12 protein-coding genes, 1 tRNA gene and 2 pseudogenes are annotated in these 25,938 nt (G+C 38.0%); 9 read left to right on the top strand and 6 right to left on the bottom strand.

Annotation, left to right across the window (positions count from 1 at the left end; genetic code table 11):
- Window positions 1-27: 27 nt before the first annotated feature.
- From pheT to ACFINC_RS00365, 7 genes and pseudogenes are all read left to right on the top strand, one after another.
- The gene (gene pheT / locus ACFINC_RS00335) at window positions 28-2,442 is read left to right on the top strand and encodes a phenylalanine--tRNA ligase subunit beta (RefSeq protein WP_375615603.1); all 2,415 of its coding nucleotides are present in this window, start codon (window positions 28-30) and stop codon (window positions 2,440-2,442) included.
- A gap of 289 nt (window positions 2,443-2,731) precedes the next feature.
- Window positions 2,732-3,640 carry a metal ABC transporter substrate-binding protein gene (locus tag ACFINC_RS00340; protein ID WP_375615604.1) on the top strand — a complete coding sequence of 303 codons (909 nt, stop codon included), beginning with the start codon at window positions 2,732-2,734 and terminating at the stop codon, window positions 3,638-3,640.
- A complete protein-coding gene (locus tag ACFINC_RS00345; RefSeq protein WP_375615605.1) occupies window positions 3,637-4,467 on the top strand; it encodes a manganese/iron ABC transporter ATP-binding protein in 831 nt (276 codons plus the stop codon). The genes ACFINC_RS00340 and ACFINC_RS00345 overlap by 4 nt, the downstream gene beginning before the upstream one ends.
- Window positions 4,464-5,330 carry a metal ABC transporter permease gene (locus ACFINC_RS00350; protein WP_375606165.1) on the top strand — a complete coding sequence of 289 codons (867 nt, stop codon included), beginning with the start codon at window positions 4,464-4,466 and terminating at the stop codon, window positions 5,328-5,330. Before ACFINC_RS00345 ends, ACFINC_RS00350 begins: the two co-directional genes overlap by 4 nt.
- Window positions 5,327-6,238, top strand: a complete 912-nt coding sequence (locus tag ACFINC_RS00355) for a metal ABC transporter permease (RefSeq protein WP_375615606.1) — start codon at window positions 5,327-5,329, stop codon at window positions 6,236-6,238. The genes ACFINC_RS00350 and ACFINC_RS00355 overlap by 4 nt, the downstream gene beginning before the upstream one ends.
- 395 nt (window positions 6,239-6,633) lie before the next feature.
- The gene (locus ACFINC_RS00360; RefSeq protein WP_375615607.1) at window positions 6,634-7,020 is read left to right on the top strand and encodes a YbaN family protein; all 387 of its coding nucleotides are present in this window, start codon (window positions 6,634-6,636) and stop codon (window positions 7,018-7,020) included.
- 847 nt (window positions 7,021-7,867) lie between these two features.
- A pseudogene (locus ACFINC_RS00365) lies at window positions 7,868-8,037 on the top strand (integrase); the annotation flags it as partial.
- Window positions 8,038-8,967: 930 nt separating this feature from the next.
- On the opposite strand, the pseudogene pncB reads toward ACFINC_RS00365, so the two are convergent.
- The 5 genes and pseudogenes from pncB to aroA all read right to left on the bottom strand — a co-directional run bounded on the left by pncB (window position 8,968) and on the right by aroA (window position 23,004).
- Window positions 8,968-10,271: pseudogene (gene pncB, locus ACFINC_RS00370) on the bottom strand (nicotinate phosphoribosyltransferase).
- 131 nt (window positions 10,272-10,402) lie between these two features.
- Window positions 10,403-18,967, bottom strand: coding sequence for a GH36-type glycosyl hydrolase domain-containing protein (locus ACFINC_RS00375; RefSeq protein WP_375615608.1), 8,565 nt, complete (start codon window positions 18,965-18,967; stop codon window positions 10,403-10,405).
- 231 nt (window positions 18,968-19,198) lie between these two features.
- Window positions 19,199-20,899: a 30S ribosomal protein S1 gene (rpsA, locus tag ACFINC_RS00380; RefSeq protein WP_375615609.1), complete on the bottom strand. Its 1,701-nt coding sequence runs from the start codon at window positions 20,897-20,899 to the stop codon at window positions 19,199-19,201.
- 132 nt (window positions 20,900-21,031) lie between these two features.
- Window positions 21,032-21,679: a (d)CMP kinase gene (cmk, locus tag ACFINC_RS00385; protein ID WP_375608961.1), complete on the bottom strand. Its 648-nt coding sequence runs from the start codon at window positions 21,677-21,679 to the stop codon at window positions 21,032-21,034.
- Window positions 21,676-23,004 carry a 3-phosphoshikimate 1-carboxyvinyltransferase gene (gene aroA, locus ACFINC_RS00390; RefSeq protein ID WP_375615610.1) on the bottom strand — a complete coding sequence of 443 codons (1,329 nt, stop codon included), beginning with the start codon at window positions 23,002-23,004 and terminating at the stop codon, window positions 21,676-21,678. Before aroA ends, cmk begins: the two co-directional genes overlap by 4 nt.
- 187 nt (window positions 23,005-23,191) lie before the next feature.
- Here aroA and ACFINC_RS00395 point away from each other — a divergent pair, with 187 nt between their 5' ends.
- Both ACFINC_RS00395 and ACFINC_RS00400 read left to right on the top strand, forming a co-directional pair.
- Entirely contained in the window at window positions 23,192-23,572 is a 381-nt protein-coding gene (locus tag ACFINC_RS00395) for a TIGR02300 family protein (protein ID WP_375611400.1), read from the top strand.
- A gap of 117 nt (window positions 23,573-23,689) precedes the next feature.
- Window positions 23,690-23,765 (top strand) — tRNA-Ala (locus tag ACFINC_RS00400).
- A gap of 1,577 nt (window positions 23,766-25,342) precedes the next feature.
- Here ACFINC_RS00400 and ACFINC_RS00405 read toward each other — a convergent pair.
- Window positions 25,343-25,930: a hypothetical protein gene (locus tag ACFINC_RS00405; protein WP_375615611.1), complete on the bottom strand. Its 588-nt coding sequence runs from the start codon at window positions 25,928-25,930 to the stop codon at window positions 25,343-25,345.
- Window positions 25,931-25,938 lie beyond the last annotated feature (8 nt).

Genomic DNA, 25,938 nt, shown 5'->3' on the forward strand with positions numbered 1-25,938 from the left:
GTCATCGCTTTCATGTGAGGTTTTAAAATGAAATTTACATTGTCGTGGTTAAAAGATCACTTAGAGACAAATGCATCTTTAGATGAAATTTGTGAAAAATTAACCGCTATCGGTCTTGAGGTTGATCACGTTGATGATCGGTCTTCTTTAAAAGGTTTTGTGATTGCAAAAGTTTTAACAGCAATAAAACATCCTGATGCCGATAAACTTCAAATTTTATCAGTGGATACAGGAACTGCTACACCTGTTCAAGTTGTCTGTGGAGCACCAAATGCACGTGCAGGTCTTATTGGTGTTCTGGCACTACCAGGCACTTATATCCCAGGACTTGATGTGACATTATCTGTAGGAAAAATCCGCGGGGTTGAAAGTTTTGGGATGATGTGTTCGCAAGCGGAGCTTGAATTATCAAATGAACATGAGGGAATTATCGAACTTCCAGAAGATGCACCTATTGGAGATTCATTTGCAGCTTATGCTGGTTTAGATGATCCGATCATTGATATTGGCTTGACCCCCAATCGTTCCGATTGTACAGGTGTTCGCGGTATTGCCCGTGATCTTGCTGCCGCTGGAATGGGAAAATTAAAAGAATTATCTTTGTCAACATTTGAGCCTTCTTTTGAAACACCTCTCGATGTTTCATTAGATTTTTCGCAAGGTTCATCATTATGTTTAGGTTTCGCTTGGCGTGAAGTACGCAATGTTCAAAATGGCGAATCACCACAGTGGATGCAACAGCGTTTGAATGCAATTGGTTTGAGACCGATTAATGCGCTTGTTGATATGACCAATTACATCAGTTTTGACCTTGGTCGTCCACTCCATGTTTTTGATGCAGATAAAATTAAAGGTAATTTGTGTGTACGTTGTGCTCGTGAGGGAGAACAGCTTCAAGCACTGAACGGAAAAGTCTATCATCTGGGCGCTAAGAATTGTGTCATTGCAGATGACGAGGGGGTTGTTTCGATTGCCGGTATCATGGGCGGTGAAAGAACGAGTTGTGATGAAACAACACACCGCGTGATTATTGAATCGGCGCTTTGGGATGCGCAAAGCATTGCACAAACAGGAAGAGCATTAAGTCTTATCAGTGATGCACGTTATAGATTTGAACGAGGTGTTGATCCAGCTTTTATAGAAACAGGGCTTGAGATTGCAACAGAATTGGTCTTACGTCTTTGTGGTGGTGAAGTATCTAAGAAGAGGATCATCGGCTATCAACAACAAGAAATCAAACAGATCGCTTTTCCTTTTTCTGAAATTAAACGTTTAACAAATTTGGAAATAGAGCCTGAAAAAGTCATCTCTATTTTAACAAAACTTGGATTTTTCGTTGAAAGAAAAGGAGATGTCGTTACGGTAAAAGTACCATCATGGCGCCCTGATATTATGGGTAAAGCCGATTTGGTGGAAGAGGTTATGAGAATTTATGGGTTAGATAAAATTAAACCTATTCCTTTGGAAAACTTTGCAGAAGGAAAAGATCAAATTTTAACATGCGCACAAATTCGTTCACGTGCTACACGTTTGGCTCTAGTGCAACGTGGTATGAAAGAAGCGGTGACATGGTCTTTTATTTCTGAAAATCAAGCTCTTGCTTTTGGAGGAGGTCAAGAAGAGCTTAAATTAGTTAATCCTATTGCTGCTGATATGTCAATGATGCGTCCTTCCCTTTTACCTGGCTTGATTATGGCGGCACAAAGAAATGCTGATCGTGGTTTTTCCGATCTTGCTTTGTTTGAAGTTTCAAGTATTTATGAGGGCGACACCCCTGATAAACAACACCGTGTTGTTAGTGGAATTCGTCGCGGAACAGAGCAATTTAAAGGGGCTGGGCGTTTTTGGAATGGAAATGCAACCGTCGTTGATGTTTTTGATGCCAAAGCAGATGCTTTAGCTATTTTAGAAGCATGCGATATGGATGTTGGGAAAGTGCAGATTGAAGTTGGAGCACCGGATTGGTATCATCCTGGTCGTTCAGGTGTCATAAAACTTGGATCAAAGATTATTCTTGGTTTTTTTGGTGTTTTTCATCCTGCTACATTAGAAAAGTTAGATGTCAGTGGCCCTTTATGCGGCTTTGAAATTTTTCTAGATCGAATTCCAGAATCAAAGAAAAAAACGACCAAAAGCCGTCCTCCTTTGAAACTCTTACCTTTTCAAATGGTGCGGCGTGATTTTGCCTTTATAGCGGATAAAACTGTTGCCTCTTCTCTTATTATTCGGGCGGCAAGTGGAGCTGATAAAAAACTTATTCATTCAGTGCAGGTTTTTGATATTTTTGAAGATTTAAGCTTTGGTGAAAATAAAAAATCTGTTGCAATTGAAGTAACTATTCAGCCCATAGAACGGACTCTAACAGATGAAGATTTAGAAAAGCTTGCCTCAAAGATCGTGGATAATGTTACCAAAATGACAGGTGCATATTTGCGCTATTGAGTATTCTCATTTTTTATAAGATATTTTACATGAAGTGGGAGCATTTTTGAGTGCTCCTTTTTGTTTGGCGTTCAAGAGCTATAGAGCTTCTTGAAAGGGGATCTCTTTAGTAAAACAAGCTGCTTAAATTATCAATTTTTTCAATATAAAAAAACTGTTTTTAAACATCTTGAAAAGTTATTTTTTCTCTTAATCCTTCATTGCAAATTTAAAAGATAACTGCTATTGCTAAATGATAATGCAAATTATTTGCAATAAAAAGAAGGCATATAAAGAAAAGAGAGAATCAATGAACGTAAGAACGTTTTTCACCATAGTTTTTGGAAGTGTTATTTTTTTTACACCCAATTTTGCTTTGTGTGCTGGTAAATTTAAAGCTGTTACGACATTCACTATCATTGCTGATATGGCACGCAATGTAGCAGGTGATGCCGCTGATGTTGAATCCATTACAAAACCAGGTGCGGAAATTCATGAATATCAACCCACCCCACGCGATCTTATGCGTGCTCAGGGAGCTAACCTTGTATTGTGGAATGGTTTAGAGTTAGAGCTTTGGTTTGAAAAGTTTTTTCAAAATATCAAGGATGTTCCAAGTGTTGTTGTTTCAAAAGGTATTGTACCCATTAAAATTGGTGAGGGCCCCTTTAGCGGTAAACCCAATCCTCATGCGTGGATGTCACCGACCTCTGCTTTGATTTACGTTGATAATATTCGCGATGCTTTTGTAAAATATGATCCTGAACATGCTGAAATTTATAAACAGAATGCTGAAATTTATAAACAGAAAATTCGTGCAACGATTGATCCAATTAGGGCTGAATTAGAAGCCGTACCGCAAGATAAGCGTTGGCTTGTGACCAGTGAAGGGGCTTTTAGCTATTTGGCACGTGATTTTGATCTAAAAGAACTTTATTTATGGCCCATCAATGCTGACCAACAAGGAACACCACAGCAGGTCAAGCATGTTATTGATATGGTTCGCAAATACAATATTCATGCAGTTTTTTCTGAAAGCACTATTTCCCCTGCGCCTGCTAAGCAGGTTGCCAAAGAAACAGGGGCTAAATACGGTGGTGTTCTCTATGTTGATTCTCTGAGTGAGAAAAATGGTGAGGTCCCCACTTATATTGATTTATTACGTGTCACGAGTGGGCGTATTAGCAATGCTCTAGCAGAGGGAGTAAAAAGCCAATGACGGAATGTGGAATATTTGCCCAAGGGGTAACGGTAACTTATCGTAATGGACATACAGCTTTACGCGAAGTGAATTTTGAAAGTCCAAAGGGTTCTATTACGGCATTGGTTGGTGTTAATGGATCCGGTAAGTCAACGTTATTTAAAGCAATTATGGGGTTTGTACGCCCCTCAAAGGGAAAAATTCGCATGTTTGATTTGCCCGTTGATGTGGCTTTGAAAAAAAATCTTATTGCTTATGTTCCTCAAAGTGAAGATGTTGATTGGAATTTTCCTGTCTTGGTTGAAGATGTTGTATTGATGGGGCGGTACGGTCATATGAATTTCTTTCGCTATGCCCGTACACAAGATTATGAAGCCGTTCGTATTGCCTTAGAACGTGTTGATATGCTGGCTTTTGCCAAGCGCCAAATTGGAGAACTTTCTGGTGGACAGAAAAAGCGTGTTTTCCTAGCACGCGCTCTTGCACAGAAAGCAAAAGCTATTTTATTAGATGAGCCGTTTACAGGGGTTGACGTTACAACAGAAGATAAAATCATTGCTTTGTTACAAGATCTTCGTAAAGAAGGAGCTGTGATCTTGGTTTCAACTCACAATTTGGGTTCTGTTCGTGAATTTTGTGATCATACGGTTTTAATAAAAGGAACAGTGTTAGCTTCCGGATTAACTGAAAAAATCTTTACAAAGCAAAATCTGGAAAAAACTTTTGGAGGATCTTTGCACCACCATATTTTTGACCTTCAAAGCGCAAAAAAAAATGATGTTTTCATGGGAAGAAAGCAGTCTGCAGCTTGTGAAGATATTGAAAGAGTGGAGCACGTTGCATGATTTCTTGGTTGCTTGAGCCACTGAGCTATCAATATATGGTGAATGCAATGTGGGTTTCTGGGTTAGTTGGGTGTGTTTGTGCCTTTCTTTCGGCTTTTTTGATGTTAAAAGGTTGGTCATTGATTGGTGATGCACTTTCCCATTCGATTGTTCCTGGTGTAGCAGGAGCTTACCTTTTAGGGTTACCTTTTTCACTTGGCGCTTTTTTTTCTGGTGGTCTTGCAGCAGCAGCAATGCTCTTTTTTAACCATCGGACAAAGCTTAAAGAAGATACCATTATTGGGCTCATTTTTTCTTCCTTTTTTGCCTTTGGGTTATTTCTCAAATCATTAAAACCAATGGCTGTTAATATTGATACGATTGTTTTAGGAAATATTTTAGCAGTTAGTTCAACAGATATTCTACAATTGGCTTTTATCGGCTTTTTTTCTTTGCTTATATTGCTTTTGAAATGGAAAGATCTTCTTGTTTCATTATTTGATGAAACGCATGCGCATGCCATTGGATTAAACGTAAAGTTTTTAAAGATTCTCTTTTTCACATTGCTGGCAGCTTGTACCGTTGCTGCAATGCAAACCGTTGGAGCGTTCTTGGTCATTTGCCTTGTCGTGACACCTGGAGCAACAGCCTATCTTTTAAGTGATCGTTTCGTAAATGTCTTGATTATTGCAGTTATAATTGGAACATTCACAAGTGTCTTGGGTGTTTATGTAAGTTATTTTTTGAATGCGCAAACAGGCGGGGTTGTGGTACTTTTTCAGGCATTTTTATTTATTTTGGCTTTTATTTTTGCTCCTAAACACGGGTTTATTGCTGCACGCTTACGTATAAATGCAGCAAAAAAGGGTGTGATATTATCATGATTGATCAATTACTGCTTCCGTTTCAATTTTCTTTTATGCTTAAGGGTATGCTTATTGTCATGATTCTTTCTGTTCCAATGGCAATGCTTTCCTGCTTTCTTATCTTAAAAGGATGGGCACTGTTAGGTGATGCCATTTCCCATGCAGTTTTTCCCGGTGTTGTTGTTGGTTATATGACAACACCATGGGTAATCGCATTTTTGACTTCTTTGCCATTTGCTTGGGTTCAGCATATGCGTCCAGAGAATATTACAATGACTTTGATTACTTGCGGTGCTTTTGTGGCAGGAATGGTGTGTGCATTATTAACGGGTTTTTTAGGAAGCAATAGCCGTATCAAACAGGACACGGTGATGGGTGTGGTCTTTTCTTCAATGTTTGGTTTGGGGCTTGTTTTAGCCACGTCTATTTATAGTAGCTTAGATTTGAATCATATTCTATTTGGTAATCTCTTGGGTGTTAACTGGCTTGATATTACGCAGACAGCAATTATTTCTATTGTTGTCACTCTTATTTTAGGAGCAAAATGGCGTGACTTTATGCTGTATATTTTTGATTCAATTCAAGGTCGTGCAATGGGATTGCCAATATCTCTACTCCACTATACCCTTCTAACAATGATTTCTCTTACAATTGTTGCGGCCTTGAAAGCTGTTGGAATTGTGCTTGTTATTTCTTTATTAATAGCGCCGGGAGCAATTGCTTATCTTACGACGAAGCGATTTTCTTTTATGTTAATAATCGCGATACTTGTTGCCGCTTTTTCTGGTTTTTTAGGGATTTATCTCAGCTTATTTATCGGCTCTGATTCTGCTTCCACAATTGTGTTAATCTTAACATTGATTTTTATTGCTATTTTCATGATGATTTTCTTTCGTCAAAACACAGTTCAAGAAACTTTAAGATGATAAAATTCTTGCATATCAGCCATGCATTTTTATGTATTGTCTCTCGTGCCTATTTTAGTTAGAGACTGGGTCGCTAGGTTATTTTCCTCCTAATGCCTAGCAACTGAATGCAGTGTATATTCTCCCCCCCCAAGACTGCATTTTAATTAAGAGGCTGCATTGATTTATTCTGCAGCCTTTTTATTTTTTTCTAAAACTTTTTCTCATTTCTTGAAATCATTTAAAATGATTATCATATTGCGTAAACTATTCGGTATTTTCAAGGAACTTATGACAGAAAAAATGCTTACGCATGAAGTGATAGAGAGTGATTGTGCGCTCAGACATCTGAACAATAAGAAAATAGGTACAGTGTTTTATGTAGAGTTTTGCGTAGAGGAAAATAGTACGAGAGAATGAAAAAAGATTTGAAGATATCGCACCCTTTGCGTATCTGCTATTATATAGCAGGGTGGGCAATGGTTATATTAGGTATTATCGGCGTAGTATTACCTATTATGCCAACTGTGCCTTTTTTATTGGTTGCCTCATGGTGTTTTACGCGTTCTTCTCCACGTTTTCATCAATGGTTGAATAATCATCGTATTTTCGGTCCCCCTATTAAGCGATGGGAAGAAAAAAAAGCAATCTCTCCATTCGTTAAAGTTTTTGCAATGATGAGTATGACAGGAGGATTTTTATCCTTTTTCTTGATGATACATCCTCCTTTATGGTTTTCTTTATTCACTGGGGTTATATTATCGTTAATTGCTGTTTATATTGTAACGCGTCCATCTTCATAATGATAGCAAAGGCTTTATGAGATGCTTTTTACACTTTGGCTTATTTGTAAAAACTATTGAGAGAGCGGATTTTCAAGTTTTAGATATTACCTCTCCATATCCAAGATACCTATGAAATAACAAGCTTTTTTAAAGAAATTAATCAATGAGATGTTTGTCAAATAATTTTTATGAGAAAAAAACTATGCACAAACACGAAGTCTCCATAAAAAGTTTCTTTATAAGACATGATGGATCACATTCATGAAGAGAAGCATTGCTTTGTGAGAAATGCTCGTATGGATCTCTCTATATATATCTATATTGAGAAGCCATTAGATGTTATAGTCATTTCTTTCTAACAAGACATCTCATTTGTTTTGATATCTCTTGATGAGGACTTGATAGAATACAAAGCTTACTCAACACCATCTCTTTTTATATTTATACAGTTAAGAAGCCAGTCTATTATATCAATCTTAATGTTGCATCTGTTTTTAGTTTAAAGATAATTTATAAAAAACAACAGAGTTCTTTTTAAATGGTTTTATGCATATACACATTCTTTTAATAATATGCGAATGAATGAATTTTTTGACTTTGCATAAAGCTTATTCAAAATAAAAATATTATTGCACTCTCTGTTTTTTTAATGAGTCCATGCCCTTAAAACCAAGATATTGATTTATATAGATAATCTTTCGTTATTCATATTGAATTAGAACCCCGAATATCGTAGAATTCTCTCATTGCAAATCTATTCCCTGTTGAATCAATCAGAATCACTTGCTTGCACGTCACAAACGGAGCTGGCGTGTAGGTAAAGTTGTATAAAAAGAAATAGCCCCTACCTAATAAGCTGTTTCACGTGCTAAGGGCTATTGCAACATTGGGGGCTGGCAAATATATAATGATGATGCCGGCTTGTTGCTTCACAAACGTAAAGACGGGAACACTCAATGGCTTTATCATTATACCATTCATGGTCGGCGCCGTAAAACGGGCTTAGGTATTTTAAGAGATGTTTCTTTAAAACAAAAGGTTCCCCAAATCGTGTTATTTACACACTTATTTTAACGAAACATTTCTCAATGCTTTACTCATTTCATGATGGTAGTCCATACATGGATAAAGTAATTTTTCCTGTAAAGTGTATAAAATCCATTGAGCACCATCATCCTTGCCTTGCAAAATGCAAACCAATAGTCACCATGCTATTTGTTATTCTCCAATGTTACCATAGAAATTCTTAATGTTACAATTGTAGCTTGTCATATGGTTTTGTATATTTTGACACTAGATTTTGTACCAATTTATTTTTTCAAAGAGTTTTAAAGGTGTTCTCAAAGAATTTTGAAAGCCTTTTCTCATTTTTACTATAGAAACGCACTTTTTTCTGATTTTCGGTAATTTTTGCAATTTTAGGTGTCAAAATCTATTTTCATAAAACGCGCATTTAATTGTAAAAACTGTACATAAAAACAATAAATTACCACGTATTCCTACTTAATCCCACTTTTTCCCACTTAGTATAAAACCTACTGTCAAACCACAACAATAACCCTTAAAACTTGAAAACCTTCATACATACAAGGAGATGAGTTTGCTTGATTTAACCGGGTTGAAATGAGAAAAATTTATGATATTCGTGCGCGCTCATTCAACATGAAAAATGATAGTATCTTGTTATGCTGTATAACACCGTTATTTATGACAATGATATAAGAAAATCTCCTTGGCTAAACTTCCTTGGCACGTTAAGTATTTTTTTAATGCGTCGTGAATATTTTTAAGTCTGATCTGTTGATCCTTATATAAGTGAAGCGTATGCGCGGTAGGCTAAGTAGAATCTGCTCAAAAAACAGCCGAACTATTTCAGACCAGCAAAGGTTAAGAACCTTCATCCTTAGAAAGATCAACCTTATCAATAATATGATGCGTTAATATATCCGTTTAAAGAGCTGGAAATTAGGTCGTTATAGGTCTAGAAACGCGTTTTTATTACCAAAAAAATTGAGATAACGTTGTACTTCTTCTGGATCACCGATAGTTTTTTCAGCATTATCTGAGAGTTTTACAGCTGGCCGACCATTGGCATGAGTCACCTTACAAACAAGGGAAAGAGCATCAAGTGTTGCAATTTCTTGAGGTGCACAGCCCGTAAAGTCGTTGGTAAGATCAGTTCCCCATCCAAAACTCATGCGCACTCTTCCATGAAAATGATGATAGGTTTTTTCGATTGTATTGACATCAAGAGCATCAGAAAAAATTAAAAGTTTTTCGCGTGGATCTTTTCCTTTTTCTTTCCACCATTGAATAATACGTTCGCCACCTTCAATAGGGGGTGCACTATCAGGTCTAAACCCCGTCCAATCTGCTACCCAATCTGGAGCATCGCGTAAAAATGCTTCTGTACCAAAGGTATCTGGTAAAACAATGAGAAGATTTCCACCATAATAACGGTTCCAATCTTGCAAGACTTGATACGGAGCTCTGCGTAATTCATCATCGTTGTTGCTAAGAGCAGCAATGACCATAGGCAATTCGTGTGCATTGGTTCCAAGAGCTTCTAAATCTGTATCCATGGCGAGAAGGACATTAGACGTTCCAGTAAAAGAATTACCAATGCCTTCTTTTAATGCTTCCACACACCAGCGCTGCCATAAAAAAGAATGGCGGCGCCTTGTACCAAAGTCGGATATTTTAATATCAGGCAATTTTTTGAGACGTTCAACTTTACTCCACATTTTTGCTTTAGCACGCGCATAAAGTACATCAAGAGCAAAACGATCTAACTTTTTCATAGCAGTACGTGAACGTAATTCGCTGATAATCGCAAGAGCTGGAATTTCCCACATAGAGCTATGCGCCCACGGACCATGAAACTGAAGAATATATTGGCCATCTTTACGGGTTAATTCATATTCTGGTAATTGAAAATTCTCAAGCCACTGAAGAAAATCAGGTTCAAAAATTTGCTTTCGTCCATAAAATGTATTACCAGCGAGCCAGATCATTTCTTTTTTTGTAAAACGCAAACTAAGAGCATGATCAAGTTGGGCACGTAATTCACTCTCATCAATATCATCGGCAAGACGTATTGTTTTAGAGCGGTTTATAAGGGAAAAAGTAACATTGACAGTGGGATAAAGTCCCCAAATCATCTGTACCATAAGAAGCTTATAAAAATCCGTATCAAGAAGTGAACGAATAATGGGATCAAGTTTCCAAGTATGATTGTAAACACGTCTAGCAATATCCGGATGATTCATAACCTTTTTCTTTCAGTCTCATCGAATCTAAAATTATTATGCACCAACACGGTTAATATAGGCGACGCAAGGACTATAACAACTCTACAATTTTGGGCAAGAATAAAAAAGCCTACTCTCTTTTTTCGTTTTTAAGATTTAATAATACGTAAAATTTCATGCTGACCTGTTTTTTGTAACTTTATCCCTGTATGAACTTCAGTATATTCTTTGCCATTAACATAGAGCATATTTTCAGATCCCCATTTTACTTTAATGGTATAAACGGCATCACAAAATTTCATTTTTGCTTCGTATTTTGGCCAAATAGAGGGTAAATGTGGCTGTAAAAATAACAAGTCTCCCTGACGTTGTATTCCAAGAATCGCTTGTGTTGCGGCGCGATAAAACCAACCAGCTGAACCTGTATACCATGTCCAGCCACCTTGACCACATCGTGGTTCAACAGCATAAATATCTGCCGCCATCACATAAGGTTCAACACGATAAGTTTCAGGATCTTGTCCATGATTAATAGGGTTAATCGCGGAAAATAAAGCATAAGCTTCATCGTTTTGTCCCATTTCAGCCAATGCTAAAATACTCCAAATGGCACCATGCGTGTATTGACCACCATTTTCTCGAATTCCTGGAGGATAACCTTTTATATAACCAGGCTCGAGTGTACTTTTATCAAAAGGCGGCCAAAAAAGGCGAATGAGTCCACCTTTTTTATCATAGAGATGTTCCAGCATTGATGTCATTGCTTGTTTTTGACGTTCAAGCGATGCCATTTGAGAAATGACAGCCCAAGATTGAGCAATGGTATCAATTTGACATTCATCATTAATTTTAGAGCCAAGAGGTGTTCCATCATCAAAATAACCACGTCGATACCAAGCACCATCCCAACCGTTTTTCTCTAGGGATTTTGTTAAATGTTCAAGATACGTACTCCATATTTGCATATGGCTGTTGTCACCACGTTTCTTTGCTAAAGAGATAAATGCTTGTAATGTGTACCCAAGAAACCATCCTAACCAAATGCTTTCGCCTTTTCCTTCCACACCTACCAAATTCATGCCATCATTCCAATCCCCACCTAAAATAAGAGGGAGACCATGTGGTCCGCAGCGTTTAATGGCAAGGTCTAAAGCTAAAGCACAATGTTCATAAACTGTTGCAACCTTTGAGGATTGGGTGGGTTGAAAATAAGCATCCTGTTGCCCGCTTTTGAGAACATCACCTTCAATAAAAGGAATGAGCGTATCAAGAAAGGCATCATCGCCAGTGGTATTGACATAAATAGCTGTTGCATATGCAAGCCAAACGATATCATCAGAAATCCGCGTACGAACACCAGCATTTGTATCAGGCAACCACCAATGTTGCACATCCCCTTCAAGAAATTGGTGCGCTGCAGCATTTAACAATTGGTCATGAGCCAATTGTGGTTCCAGCAATAACAAAGACAAGCTATCTTGTAGCTGATCACGAAAGCCAAATGCACCACTCGCTTGGTAAAAGCCTGCGCGTGCCATGATGCGGCATGCATAAATTTGATAGGGAAGCCAGTGGTTGACCATAAGATTAAAAGAAGAGTCAGGTGTTTTGACTTGGAAAGGAGAAACAAAATCACTCCATTGCTGTTTTTGTTTTGTGAGCAGAATTTCAAAATCACTTGCACGTGCTTGATCAAGTAATTTTTCAGCTTCTTGCCTATTTTCAGCACTACCAAGATAGAAGATGATTTCTTTTGTTTGCCCTGGTTTAAGATCAATGTCATAGGCAAATGCTGAACAAGGATCACATCCTGCTGCAATGGTATTCGAAAGAGCACCAGCTTTACGGATTGCATTTGGATGTGTTACGGTTCCCGTTGCACCGATAAATTCGGCACGATTGGTCGTCGTACTGGTTGGCATTTCGGATGCTGATAAAAATGTGACTTGTTGAGATTTTTCTATGTGATAGGGATTTTGAATAAAATGCGCCCCCCATCTGGCCTCATAAGAGGAAACAATAAAGGGAGCATATTTGGTACGGACATTTCCCAAAACCCATTCAACATAATTATAAAGGCGTAAACTGCGTGGTTTTTCCCCTTTATTCGTGAGAATAAGACGTGAAAAGCGAATAGGTTTTTCAGGATCGAGTGTATGGGTCAGTTCTAATGCAATTTCTGAATGTGTCGATTTAAAAGTTGAGAATCCAAAACCATGACAAGCCTCATAGACAACATTTTCATCACATTCAACAGTAGAAACGGGTGAGAAACGTTTTAAAGACTGGCGATCAATCAGATAAAGAGCTTCTCCTGGTCGGTTAGACGTTGGATCATTCGCCCAAGGAGTTAATTGATAATCGCGACTATTATTAACCCAAGTAAAAATTGCACCTTCAGCAGAAACATGAAAACCAAACCTGTGATTAGCAATAACATTAATCCACGGATGCGGTGTGGTGGTATGCCCATGAAGACGTATTACATAATGATTATGCTGATTAAAACCACCGTAACCATTCCAATATTTTAGATCTTCTCCATTCATAGAAAAAGAAGATGGTTTTTGTTGGCTAACAAGACCAATGGAAGCAAAAAGATTTTGTTCCGTTTGTGGTGTAACTTGCCTTCCTTCATTATATTTCGGAGAGTCTAATTGTTCATAAGATCCTTGATAATTTTTACGGATTGTGAGATCAAAATCACTCTCATCAATCCGTTTAAGCTGTTCAGATAAAGAGCCATTTTGGGCATCAAGAACAATACGCGCTGATGCAAGAAGCGTTTTAAAACTCTGTTCACTTATTTGATCGCGCCGAAGCGTGAAAATATGTTGGCATCCATCTGCTTCTTGCGTGTGGCGACGATAAGATTCACAGACCCATTCAAGAGCACGTTGTGTATTTTGTATATAGGAAAATGCTTGTTCATTGAGAATGACCAAATCAACAATAAGACCGCGCATACGCCAATATTCGTGTGCTTTAAGAAGCTCACGCAGTACAGTTATATTTCCCTCGTTATTTAATCTAAGAAGACAGAGTGGATTGTCTCCTGAAATGGACATGGGCCAAAGATCAGACTGTTTTCCAAGCATTTTTGCTAATATTTCAGAAGGAAGACGCCATGTGCGGTCTGGATAGATAAGCGGTGTTGCATATTTTTGATAAACAATAGCTTCTTTAAGTTGAGTTCCACTCTGATACAGTGCAACTTGTGAGCGCGTCCATGCCATTGAAAGTTCTTTTTGAAACATATCAGGTTGTCGATAATGTTTAATATGATTATGCAACGCTTCTTTTGTATGAGCAGCGAAAGTCCAAAAAATAAGTTCTGCTTTGCCATGGGCTGGAATTTGTACACAGCAGCGCAATGACATAATAGGATCTAGAACACAACCTTGACTGTTACTAAAACGAGTATTTTGGTCAAATGCAGCGGGACGATGAATAGATCGCCCCCGACCAATAAACAGAGAGCGATCTGTTTCAGCTTCTGTCTCTTGGAGAGTATCTGTTGTACTAGAAACAAAATGAGCAATATGAATATCAGGGTCGCTAGGTGAGCGTTTACGCCTTTTGGCAAAAATTGTTTTGCCTTCCTCAGCAATTTCTGTCTCTATAAACATACGAGAAAAAACAGGATGAGCACTATCTACGTCCATTGTTGCGAGTGCCAGTTCACCATAAGAAGTAACTTCAATAAGACAATCTTTATGTGTCGTATTCATCAGTTGAAGACGTCTCCCTTCGCCACATCCTTCAGATGTAATAAGACATTCAAGTGTTGATTTAATACCATCAACTATTTTTATATATTCAGCCTTTTCATCTGTAAAAATGCTGACAGCTTCTTCTTCAATAACGCGTGTTGGTTCACCAGTAACAGACCACCAGCGTCCACTATGCGTATTACGTAGAAAGAATAAAGTACCTTGTTGATCTTCTGTTGCATCAGGAATAAAGCGCGTAATCGCATAATCGTGCCAACGGCTGTAACCAGAACCATTAGCTGTTAACATGGTAGAATAAGAGCCATTAGACAAAAGCAAAGTTGCTCGTGGTTTGAGCAACGGATTTTTAATAATACGCAAAAGGGCAGCGTCAAATGCTTGAGACTTATTGCGCATACGATTAACAGCTTTGGTATGAATAATAGGAATAAAATGGGGTGCTCTTTCTTGTAAGAGCAATTGAGTTGCTTCAATAACGGGATTACGGTGAAAACGATCACGCATTCGCCCTTGAAAAATAACATTGTTAAGAGCAAGGATAGACATGCCATGATGGTGCGCATAATAATTGCGTACAACAGCATATTTTTCCCCTATCTTTACGCGTGAAGGGGTAAAATCGACAGAATCATAATAACCATATGTTCCTAAAGCTCCAAGATCACGGAGTCGTTTTAAATTAGCGACAGCGCAAGAAGGTGCATATTGTGCCGCTAGAAGACTAGCATAGGGGGCAATGACAGCATTGCGTGAGAGTCCACGTTGGAGTCCGAGACTTGGAACACCAAAATGAGCGTATTGATAGTTCATTAAATGATCGCGAGCATTAAATGCAGCCTCTGAAATACCCCATGGCAATTCCCGTTTATGGGCATATTGTATTTGACATCGAATAATTAATCGATTTGTTTGATCTAGTAGAGATCCTAACGGTTCATGCATCACAAGAGAGGGCATAAGGTATTCGAACATGGAACCAGACCATGATAGGAGTGCACCTTTCCAACCTATCGGTACAAGGAGTCGACCAAGATGAAACCAATGTTTAAGTTTTATATCTCCCTTTGCGATAGCAAAAAAGCTTGCAAGACGTGCTTCTGAAGCAAGAAGATCATAACAATTTTCATCGAGTTTGTTTTCTTGCACACGATATCCAATGGATAAAAGGTGCCGTTTAGGCTGTTCTAAAAAGTCAAATTCCATATCAAAGGCTATTTGCCGTGCTGCTATAGCCAACTGGTTTAGTTTTTTACATAATTTTTCAGTATCACAATTATCAGTAGCATCATGATGATGAGCGTTGCAGGTGTCGAGAAGGCATTTAGCCCAAGAGAGTGCACGAGCAGATTCTATCGTTTGAATTTTTTGATCAAGTTCATCGACTAAGTGTACAATATCGTGGGCTGCCTGTGAAAGGTCCATGATGTGAGAAGGGATCGTATTTTCTTGTTCTAAAAAAATGAAGACAGAGTCATGAAAACGAGTGATTTTTTCTTCGGTTCTTTGGCGTAAAGGGCGTAAACTGGATTGATGATCTGGAATTTCTTTGACAGTCTCATCAAGAATAGTACAAACATCCAATAAGCCTTCTCGGTCACTTTGAAAAAAAATATGAGGTTTTTCAGCCCATTCACTTAAAGCAGAAGAGAGTGTTACCAAATGACCGGCAAGATTTCCTGAATCAACGGTTGATACATAAGTAGGTAAAAGAGGTCTGAGTGTATCCGTTTCATACCAATTATAGAGATGACCACGAAACTTTTCCATTTTTGCAAGAGAGCGTAATGTACATTCAATACGGGTGATGGTCTCTTCAATACCAATCCAACCAAAATCACGTGCTGCAATAATAGAAAGGAGATAAACCCCGATATTCGTAGGAGATGTACGTTGAGCCACAAGAGGTTCAGGATCTTCTTGAAAATTATCAGGAGGCAAATAGTTGTTTTGTGCATTGACAAAGGTTGTATAATAAAGCCATGTCCGCCGTGCAATAGAACGGAGAATTTTTTCATCTTTTGAAGAAATATCAAGGCTCTCTTGAAAGGTTGAAGGTTGACTCACAATCCAAGCAATAAAGGGTGAAAAAAACCATGCTATCCCAAAAGGCAAAGCAATCAAGCTTACAAAACTATCAGAAAAAAGAGGGAGTGCTATAGTAAGAATACCAATAAGCGATGCTGGTGCCATTGTAAAAACATAGAAACGCAAACTATTGGGCATTGATTTTGTTACGGCAGAAGTTTTCCATTCAAGAAGATGTTGTTTTGAAATCGTCATACGATAGAGTGTACGAATAATCGCATCGGTCATAAAATACGCCGAATGCGCAAGAAACGTCGTTTTAAGAAATATATCAGCGCTTGTAAGAGCAATTTTGTTCCAAATTAATTGAAAATGTCCACGCAAAGAATGATCTATATTGGATAAGACAAGCGTTTTTAATACACATAGAATGGGTGAAATGAAGGAGCTAAATAATAAGAATATTTGCCAGACGATTGCACTCTTTAATGGCAAAAGAGTCCATCCTGCAAATGCTGCGATTAACCACATAAGTGGCGTAAGAGAACGACGTAAATTATCCTGCATTTTCCAACGCGTCACGGAACTTATTTGACGAGGGAAAAAAAGATAAGGTAAAAGTTGCCAATCACCGCGGATCCAGCGATGATACCGCATAACATCAATATTATAAGCTGTCGGATAATCTTCAATAATTTCTACGCTACTTACAAAAGCAGTACGAGCATATCCTCCTTCTAAGAGATCATGACTGAGAACAGTATTTTCTTTAATTTTGCCGTAAAGTGCTCGTTCAAATGCATCAATATTATAAAGCCCTTTACCGGTAAAGGTGCCTTCTCCTAAAAGATCTTGATACGTATCAAAAACAGCAAAAACATAAGGATCAATACCACGGTTGGTAGAAAAAACGCGTTGGAGAATTGATGTTTTTTTTTCTGTTGTAAGAGAAGGAATAATGCGTGGTTGTAAAATGCTATAGCCTTTTACAACCTTTCCACTTTGTGGATCAAAAAGGGGATGATTGAGTGGATGGTTAAGCTTTCCAACAAGTTGTGTGACGCTCTCTGGAGTAAGACGTGTATCACAATCCAGAGTCATAACAAAACGGCAATCCAGAGGAAGGTGTGGATCGGGGGGATAAAAACTCGTGTTTTTATCGCCTCTTAAGAGCCGATTGAGTTCATGAAGTTTTCCTCGCTTTCGTTCCCATCCCATCCAACATTTTTCGCTTGTATTATAAAGGCGTCGGCGATGCAAAAGGAAAAAAAGCGGAAATTCATCACGAGGATAACGACCATTGAGTTTATCAATATTCTGTTGCGCATAGTGCAATAAATCAAGATCATCTTGCGTTTCTCTCAAGGGAGAATCCGCCCAATCTGTAATGAGTGCAAAATGAATGGCACCTTTAGAATTGGAAAGATAGTGCACTTCAAGATTGCGCACTTGTTCATCAATATCATCTCGTGATGTCATCAAAGTAGGTACAACAACCATTGTCCGTGCATATCCCGGAATACCTTCTTTATATTCATAACCAATAAGCTGTCTTGATGGGACAAACCACGAAACAACAGTATTAAAAAAGGAAAAAGTAGCATCCATAGCAGGAAAAAGCGCCAATATAGTAAAGCAAAGGGACATCCATGGTGTTATGCCAGACACTTGTAAAAAAGCGTAAATTGCAAGCAAAAGAGCAAGCGTTAGAAAAGAAATGGGAACGACGATGACTCTTAGTTTTAGGCAATAGAAAGTGCGTGCCCATTTTATGAAAAAAGGCGGGGTATATCCACAAGCCTTTTCAAATATGCCACGGCCATCATCGACAAGATACCACCCCACACAAGAATGATGAGGCGTATCTTCAGAAGTGGAATTTGCTATTTCTACGACTTTATGTGCAGCTTCCAATTCACTAAGAGGCGAAAAGCGTGCAACTTTTTCAATGACTTGTCGATAAATATTGCGTGAGTGAGAATCAATTTCAGAAAATTCACTATTTTTACGCAAAATAGAATCGACACAACTTACTGTTTCAAACCATACTGTCCAATCAACATCATCTATAGCTTTAAGAGCACGGATAATATTGCCCATGGTTACACCATCTGCTGCTTGTCGGGTGTGTTCATCGGCTGTTGCAATCTCTAAGCTACTGCCTTGGCTTTCCAATTGTTTTTCAAGCCAAGTTAATGCTACGGTTGAATCGACAGATGCACTACGCAAACGATAAAATAAATGCGCTGAAAAGGTTGGATCAATAGTAAGTGGTTGATACTGCGTAAAAATAGAATGGAGTTTTGGTTTATTTTCTACAAGAGAAATTTTATCAGCCACTTGACTAGCAAGATGACGCATACGCCGCGCTTTTTCAATACGGACTGAAAGACGACGGACATTTTCAATGAGCAGCATCTGCATCACAGAAGGAAGAGCCCACAATTCACCAATTGTGAGCGCACAAACTTCTTGAAATCCATTAATCATAGCAGTCAGTGTTTCTTGTGAAAAACTACTATCAGTATGCGCGATATAAAGCCAAGTTAAAATAAAAATTCGTGGCATTCCTGCTTTTTGTCTAGAAAGAGGAAGTTGCTTTATAAAGGACTTGGGGAGGTTACGGCGTAGCTGTTGTATGGTTTTATCAATGGCGTAATGATTATCAATGAGCCATTGAGCAGACGGTGCGATGGTCTCATCATTTTGGGCAGCAAAATCACTGGTATGAAAGGCATGAAGAATAAGTTTAGCATTTTCATTCAATCTCTTGCGAAAATCTTCTACTCCCTCATATTCAGGGAGTAAAATTTCTTTACCAGAAGCTATATCATGCCCTAAATTATAAAGATCTTCCTGTACTTTATAAATTGCACGAAGAGGAAAATCTGTATTAGTAAAATGATCTTTTCCCTCTGTTTGAGAAAAAAGTATTTTATGAAGGGTATTATGCACGCCATGTCCCATTGTTTATTCAATTACATCGTTTTTTATTTAAATTGTAAGCATTTTATCTGAATAGTGAACCGTTGATAGATAAAAAACAAACTTTTTGTTTTTATTTGCAAGTATTTGCAATTTTTGACGCAATAATTAAAAAATAAGCAGACAATTTCTTTAGAAAATAAAAAGGTCACTCTTAAAATGAGTGACCTTAATAACAACATCAACTTTAATGATTGATAATTAATCTTGTTCTTGTTTTTTCAAAGCTGCACCCAGAATATCACCAAGAGAAGCACCTGAGTCTGTAGAGCCATATTGTGCAACAGCTTCTTTTTCCTCTGCAATTTCTAACGCTTTGATTGATACTGAAATTTTACGTGTTTTTTTATCAAATGCTGTGATGCGAGCATCAACCTTTTGCCCAATTGCAAAACGCTCAGGACGTTGTTCATCACGATCACGCGCTAAGTCAACACGCCGAATGGTTGTCTCAAGGTTGTGGTCAATCAATTTCACATCAATGCCATTGTCGTTAACAGCAATCACTTCGCATGTTACAACTGCACCTTTTCGCAATTCGCCAGAAGCAGCTGCTTCTCCAACTTTATCGCTGGAAAGCTGCTTAATTCCAAGAGAGATACGCTCTTTTTCAATGTCAACATCAAGAACCACAGCTTTAACGATATCGCCTTTATTGTAAGTATCAATGACTTGTTCACCAGGACGGTTCCAATCAAGATCAGACAGATGAACCATACCGTCAACATCGCCTTCAAGCCCAATAAAGAGACCAAATTCTGTTTTATTTTTAACCTCTCCTTCAATTTGCGAATTGACAGGAAATTTATTGGCAAAAGCTTCCCATGGATTTTCAAATGTTTGCTTTAAACCAAGAGAAATACGCCGTTTAGAAGGATCAATTTCAAGAACAACCACTTCTACTTCCTGTGATGTAGACAGAATTTTTCCAGGATGAACATTTTTCTTTGTCCAACTCATTTCAGAAACGTGGATTAGCCCTTCGATTCCTGGTTCAATTTCAACAAAACCACCGTAATCAGTAATGTTGGTAACAGCACCCGTAATTTTTTTACCAATCGGATATCTGACACTGATGCTTTCCCAAGGATCACTTTCAAGCTGTTTCATTCCAAGAGAAATACGGTGCGTATCTTGATTGATGCGAATAATCTGAACTTTAATCGTTTGACCAATTGTGAGGACTTCAGATGGATGATTAACACGCCGCCATGCCATATCTGTGACGTGTAAGAGACCATCAATCCCACCAAGATCAACAAAAGCACCATAGTCTGTGATATTTTTCACCACACCTTCAACGATTTGATTTTCTTCAAGATTTTGTACGATTTCTGAACGTTGCTCGGCGCGACTTTCTTCTAAGACAGTGCGACGTGAGACAACAATATTGCCACGACGACGATCCATCTTCAAAATCTCAAAGGACTGTAAATTATGCATGAGAGGTGAAACATCACGAATGGGACGAATATCAACTTGGCTGCGAGGCAAGAAAGCTATGGCACCATCAAGATCGACTGTAAAACCACCTTTTACTTGGTTAAAGATAACGCCATCAACGCGTGCACCAGCGTTGAATTTTTCTTCCAAACGAACCCAACTTTCTTCGCGCCGTGCTTTTTCACGCGATAAAACAGCTTCACCCATCGCATTTTCAATGCGTTCAATGTAAACCTCAACTTCATCGCCAACTTGCAAAGAGCCGTCTTTTGCTTTAACTCCAAATTCTCTGAGAGGAATACGTCCTTCGACTTTAAGTCCAGCATCAATAATGGCCATGTCTTTTTCAATTGCAATAACACGGCCTTTAACAACAGACCCTTCATTAAGATCATTAGTTTGAAAAGATTCTGTTAAAAGGGCTTCAAAATCCGCTGTTGTGGGATTGTATTGTGACATAAGAACTCCTAATATACACCTTATGTAATAAGGTATGAGCGCTAGGTTAGTGTTAATATAAGCAACTTCTTGCCTTTTTCCTTAAATACAGGAAGAAAAGTTAGCGCTAGGCCGGAAGTCACCTTGACGAATTTATCCAATTATATGCATTTTTATGATTGGATCAATAAAACTACATGCAATTTCAAATGTTGCTTCTATACTCAATTCTGACGTATCAAGCAAGTGGGCGTTTTTTGCTGGTTTTAGTGGGCTTTGTTTGCGTGTTATATCGCGACTGTCTCGCTGTTCGAGTTGAGCGAGAATTTCATGATAATTTGCCTGAATACCTTTTTTTAAAATCTCTTGGTAGCGGCGTTTGGCGCGTATTTGAATATTGGCTAGAATATAAAACTTGATATCGGCATCAGGACAAACAATAGTTCCGATATCACGCCCATCCAGTACGCTTCCAGGTAAAGTTTTGGCAAAATCCCGTTGTTTGTCGATAAGAATTTTGCGTACAGAAGGGTTAAGCGCTATTTTTGAAGCCGCTTCACCAAGTTCATGAGAAGAAAGAAGTGCAGGATTTAAGGTATTAAAATCAAGTTCTTTAGCATAAATAATAGCATTACTTTCATCATGAAGAGATAAATTTTGTTGTAAAAGCGCATAAGCAACACCACGATAAGTGAGACCAGTATCGAGATGATGAAGATGATAATGTGCAGCAATTTTGCGTGCTAAGGTTCCTTTGCCTGAAGCTGCTGGTCCATCAATGGCAATAACAAAAGGCTTCAAGCGATTTTCCCCCCAAGTTGTTTTATAAAAGAAATAAATTCTGGAAAGCTCGTAGCGATCATTCGTTTATCATCAATGGTAACAGGTTTTTCTGATACAAGCCCAAAAATGAGAAAAGACATAGCAATTCGATGATCAAAATGTGTGGAGACATGGCCACCACCCAAACCTTTGGCGGAACCTTGCCCATAAACAACAAGAAAATCTTGACCTTCTTCACAGTCTACGCAATTAATTTTTAACCCTTGAGCAACAGCAGACAGCCGATCTGATTCTTTAACACGCAATTCTTCAATGCCTAACATAACTGTTTTGCCTTCTGCAAAGGCTGCTGCTACTGCCAAAGCAGGATATTCATCAATCATCGATGGAGCACGTTCTTTGGGCACCGTAACGCCTCTAAGGACCGATGATTTTATCCGTAGATCAGCAACATCCTCTCCACCTGTTTGACGTCGGTTCAAAAATTCAATTTGAGCACCCATTTCCCACAATGTTTCGATAAGTCCTATTCGAGAGTTATTTATCAAAACATTTTCAATGGTGATATCAGAGTCTTCTACAAGAAGGGCTGCGATAATTGGAAAAGCAGCAGAAGAAGGATCCCCCGGAATATGAATTGTTTGTCCAGTAAGATGGGGTTGACCATTAAGATGAATCAAACGCGCACCTTCGTTATCTTTTTCTATTTCAAGTTGCGCACCGAATGCTTTTAACATTTTTTCCGTATGATCTCGTGTCAGAACAGGTTCAATAACAGTTGTAGTGCCGGCGGTATTGAGTCCAGCAAGCAGGATTGCTGATTTAATTTGGGAGGAAGCTATTGGAACACGGTAGCGAATCGGATTAGCCATTTTCGGTCCATAAAGCGTTAAAGGAAGGTGATCATCGTGCGTTGCTTCAATTTCAACTCCCATGAGACGCAGTGGATCAAGGATACGTCCCATTGGACGTTTAGAGAGAGAAGCATCACCAATAAAGGTTGTTTTCATATGATACGGACCAACCATTCCCATAACCAAACGAGCACCTGTTCCAGCGTTTCCAAAGTCTAAAGGTTTTTGCGCAGCTAAGAGGCAACCATTCCCTGTTCCTCGTATGATCCAAACGTCATCTTTTTTAATAATACAAGCGCCCATAGCTTGCATAGCAGCAGCTGTATTGAGTACATCAGCGCTTTCAAGTAATCCGTGGATATATGTCTCACCACTTGCTAATCCTCCCAATATAAGAGAGCGATGGGAGATTGATTTATCTCCTGGTATTTGAATTTTTCCAGAGAGACTACTCGATTTATAGGCGGTTATAGGGATTGCTTTTTGCATGGAAATTCTATTTAATTCTATCTAACTTTTATGAAATTATGCATCCTTTAGCACATGCTTTAAAGGACGTCATGAGAAAATCTATGCGGAGCAATGTATTTATCTTTGACAAAGGCATTATTTTTCGATTAAGCACCATAAAATTCATCTTTTAATGGAATAATAGTTAATCAAAGAGGCACGGCTTATGGCAAAACAAGAACTCGGAACTAAACGTGTTGATCCAGAAACAGGAAAAAAATTTTACGATCTAAATCGCGATCCTATTGTGTCGCCTTATACAGGAATTTCTTATCCACGTTCTTATTTTGAGGTTGCGGCAGCTGAAGCAAACAACGAAGAAGAAGTTGATACTGAAGAGCTTGATACAGCACTTGAAAAATCTGCTTTTATGCTTCTTGAAGATGATGATGTGGATTCTAAAGATGACGATCTTCCTGATTTAGAAGATAGTGATGTAGATCTTGGTGATGATGATGATACATTTTTGTCTCATGATGGTGACGATGAAGATGATGACGTTACTGATATTCTCGGAGGCGGTGTTTCTAATGATGACGATGCTTAAAAGAAGTAAAAGAGGACATCTTTTCTATTGAATGTAAATTCTTCTTGATCTTCAATTTTGATCGTTCTAGAAAAGTTGGAATTGTATACTGTCTTTTTGGGACAATTTGTTTTTATAGGGGCTATAGCTCAGCTGGGAGAGCGCTTGCATGGCATGCAAGAGGTCAGCGGTTCGATCCCGCTTAGCTCCACCAAAAGGACCAACTGTTCTATCAAGGGAATCAATTATAATAAAAGATGTGTGCATCAATTTAAAAGGTTTATGTGCTATTTAATTATCATTCCAATAGCGCCTGCTCCTTGCATTTTAATGATATTATAATACATTTTTAATCATTTTTTGGATTATAAAATTCACTGTCGCAACCATGAAAGTAGATAATTTTTTATGCTTTGCACAGAAATAGAAAATGAGCTGTTTAACCTGCGCCTTGTCTTAAAGGACAAAATTTGAATTTCCTTTACCACAATATTTCCACAAATATCATAATATGTTGGTTACCGGTGTCTTTTTAAAAAGATATGAAGTACTTAAACAAAGAGTAGAGAATAAAATATTAAAATATGCTTCTCAATTATTGCGAATCAGAACTTTTTTCGAGTATTTTTAGCCTGATCAGATGTTCTGCCAATTAAAAATTATCCACCTTGAGTAGCGTATACCTACTCAATACTAAGGTATATTAACGCTTAAATAATATATTGAATCAATTAATTTTTTTCCTTGCACGTCACAAACAAGGTCGAGGTGTGAGAGCAAAGTGGTGCCATCATTATATGTGCTAATTCCCAATGTTACCGATAATTCTTACATTTGAAAATGTATGTTCATAAAAAAACATTTTTAGTCTTTTCTTTCACAGTTCTTATCCACATGCCCATTGTGCTTGTTATCTGCAAGCCAATGGTTTTATTGATTCAACCTCAAGAGATCTGAAACGATAGAACCCTACGCCATTCGAGATTCTTACTTTAATATGAATAACGATATATTATCTTTATAAATCAATATGCTTAAACCATTTAAGAAAAAGAATAAAAATGCTTCTCATAAATATTCTCAAATGCAAAAGCTATCACAACATTGGAGACTGACTTGTTACTTCATAGGCGTTACAAATCTTTCTCTGAATATTCATTGTATGTAAAGTTGCATATACCTTATCATCCTATAAACGGGAGTGTTTTTACAATACAATAAGATAACTTCTTTCAATTAAGATGGACTGGATGGACGAGTATGTTTTATTTCATACAATACTAAATACACCTAGTTCTTTTGAAGACTGTAGTGCCCTCTTTATACAAAATAACGTTTTTTCGTTTAATGCATTTCTCGTTTTTTTATATTGAATATTTTACCCTTTTTATGATGCCCGAACTGCATTTGTTTTAATTGCTATTTTATACGCTTAACAAAGAAAATATTCATATAATAATCAACCAATAATGCGTATAATGAAAATAAAAAAGAGATTATATTTTTTCCTTCAATAATCTCTGGTATTTCACCCAGTGCTCAATGCCAGCGCTAAATAGAAGATAGTTTCTATTATAAATTTTTTTAACAAAGGAGGTAAAAATGTCGAGAGTATCTTCAAATATATCGTGCATTGCAAAAGCTTTCTGTCGCTTGAGTTTATTCTATTCAATAACAATTTATTTTATTCGAAAACCGGAAAAACGGGACAACTTTGTCGCACCATAAGAAATTTTGCCCTAAAATAATTTCACCACATCAATTCTCTGATTGAGATTTTCAAAATCCTCCCTAACGCCATCCACATCTCTTTAATTGCTGTTCATAGAGCTTCGATATTCTCGCCATGCGCTGTGCTGCCTGTGAAAGTGCAACAGTGACATGCCCGCCACTACGCGCATAAGCACCATGTCCCATATGATAATTTAAATAAAGGCTATATGCATCATCAAACCTCACGCCATTGCGTTGAACACTTTGACGATGGTACCAAGCAACAAAATCAGCAGCATCTGCGAAATTCGTACGCCATGCAAAAGACTTTCCTGTAGAACGAAGATACATTGCCCATGTACTGTCAAGCGCTTGAGCATAACCATAAGCTGTCGACCGACGCTTCCATGGGATAAAACCAAGTAGTTTTTTGCGTGGAGGGCGTGCATTGTGACGAAAACTCGATTCCATCTTAATGGTTGCAAGAATAATAGGCATAGGAATCCCATAGCGCATTTCTGCTCTTTGAGACGCCTTTCCCCAATTATCAAAAAAACCATTTTTTTGTGCTAAAATAGCGCAAGCATTGTTTGTGTGAGTGGGAGTGGTTGTTGCACAGCCCCCTAGCAGAAACACCAATGCCCCTAAAAACAAAAGGTGTCGCATATTCTCTA

The organism is Bartonella sp. AP58NXGY, assembly GCF_042195785.1.
Taxonomy (GTDB): Bacteria; Pseudomonadota; Alphaproteobacteria; order Rhizobiales; family Rhizobiaceae; genus Bartonella.

Excerpts from the sequence above, each read along its gene's own strand:
- ACFINC_RS00405 (WP_375615611.1), bottom strand. The coding sequence starts at position 25,930 with ATGCGACACCTTTTGTTTTTAGGGGCATTGGTGTTTCTGCTAGGGGGC.
- ACFINC_RS00350 (WP_375606165.1), top strand. The coding sequence starts at position 4,464 with ATGATTTCTTGGTTGCTTGAGCCACTGAGCTATCAATATATGGTGAAT.
- aroA (WP_375615610.1), bottom strand. The coding sequence starts at position 23,004 with ATGCAAAAAGCAATCCCTATAACCGCCTATAAATCGAGTAGTCTCTCT.
- ACFINC_RS00360 (WP_375615607.1), top strand. The coding sequence starts at position 6,634 with ATGAAAAAAGATTTGAAGATATCGCACCCTTTGCGTATCTGCTATTAT.
- pheT (WP_375615603.1), top strand. The coding sequence starts at position 28 with ATGAAATTTACATTGTCGTGGTTAAAAGATCACTTAGAGACAAATGCA.
- ACFINC_RS00345 (WP_375615605.1), top strand. The coding sequence starts at position 3,637 with ATGACGGAATGTGGAATATTTGCCCAAGGGGTAACGGTAACTTATCGT.
- ACFINC_RS00355 (WP_375615606.1), top strand. The coding sequence starts at position 5,327 with ATGATTGATCAATTACTGCTTCCGTTTCAATTTTCTTTTATGCTTAAG.
- rpsA (WP_375615609.1), bottom strand. The coding sequence starts at position 20,899 with ATGTCACAATACAATCCCACAACAGCGGATTTTGAAGCCCTTTTAACA.
- ACFINC_RS00395 (WP_375611400.1), top strand. The coding sequence starts at position 23,192 with ATGGCAAAACAAGAACTCGGAACTAAACGTGTTGATCCAGAAACAGGA.
- ACFINC_RS00340 (WP_375615604.1), top strand. The coding sequence starts at position 2,732 with ATGAACGTAAGAACGTTTTTCACCATAGTTTTTGGAAGTGTTATTTTT.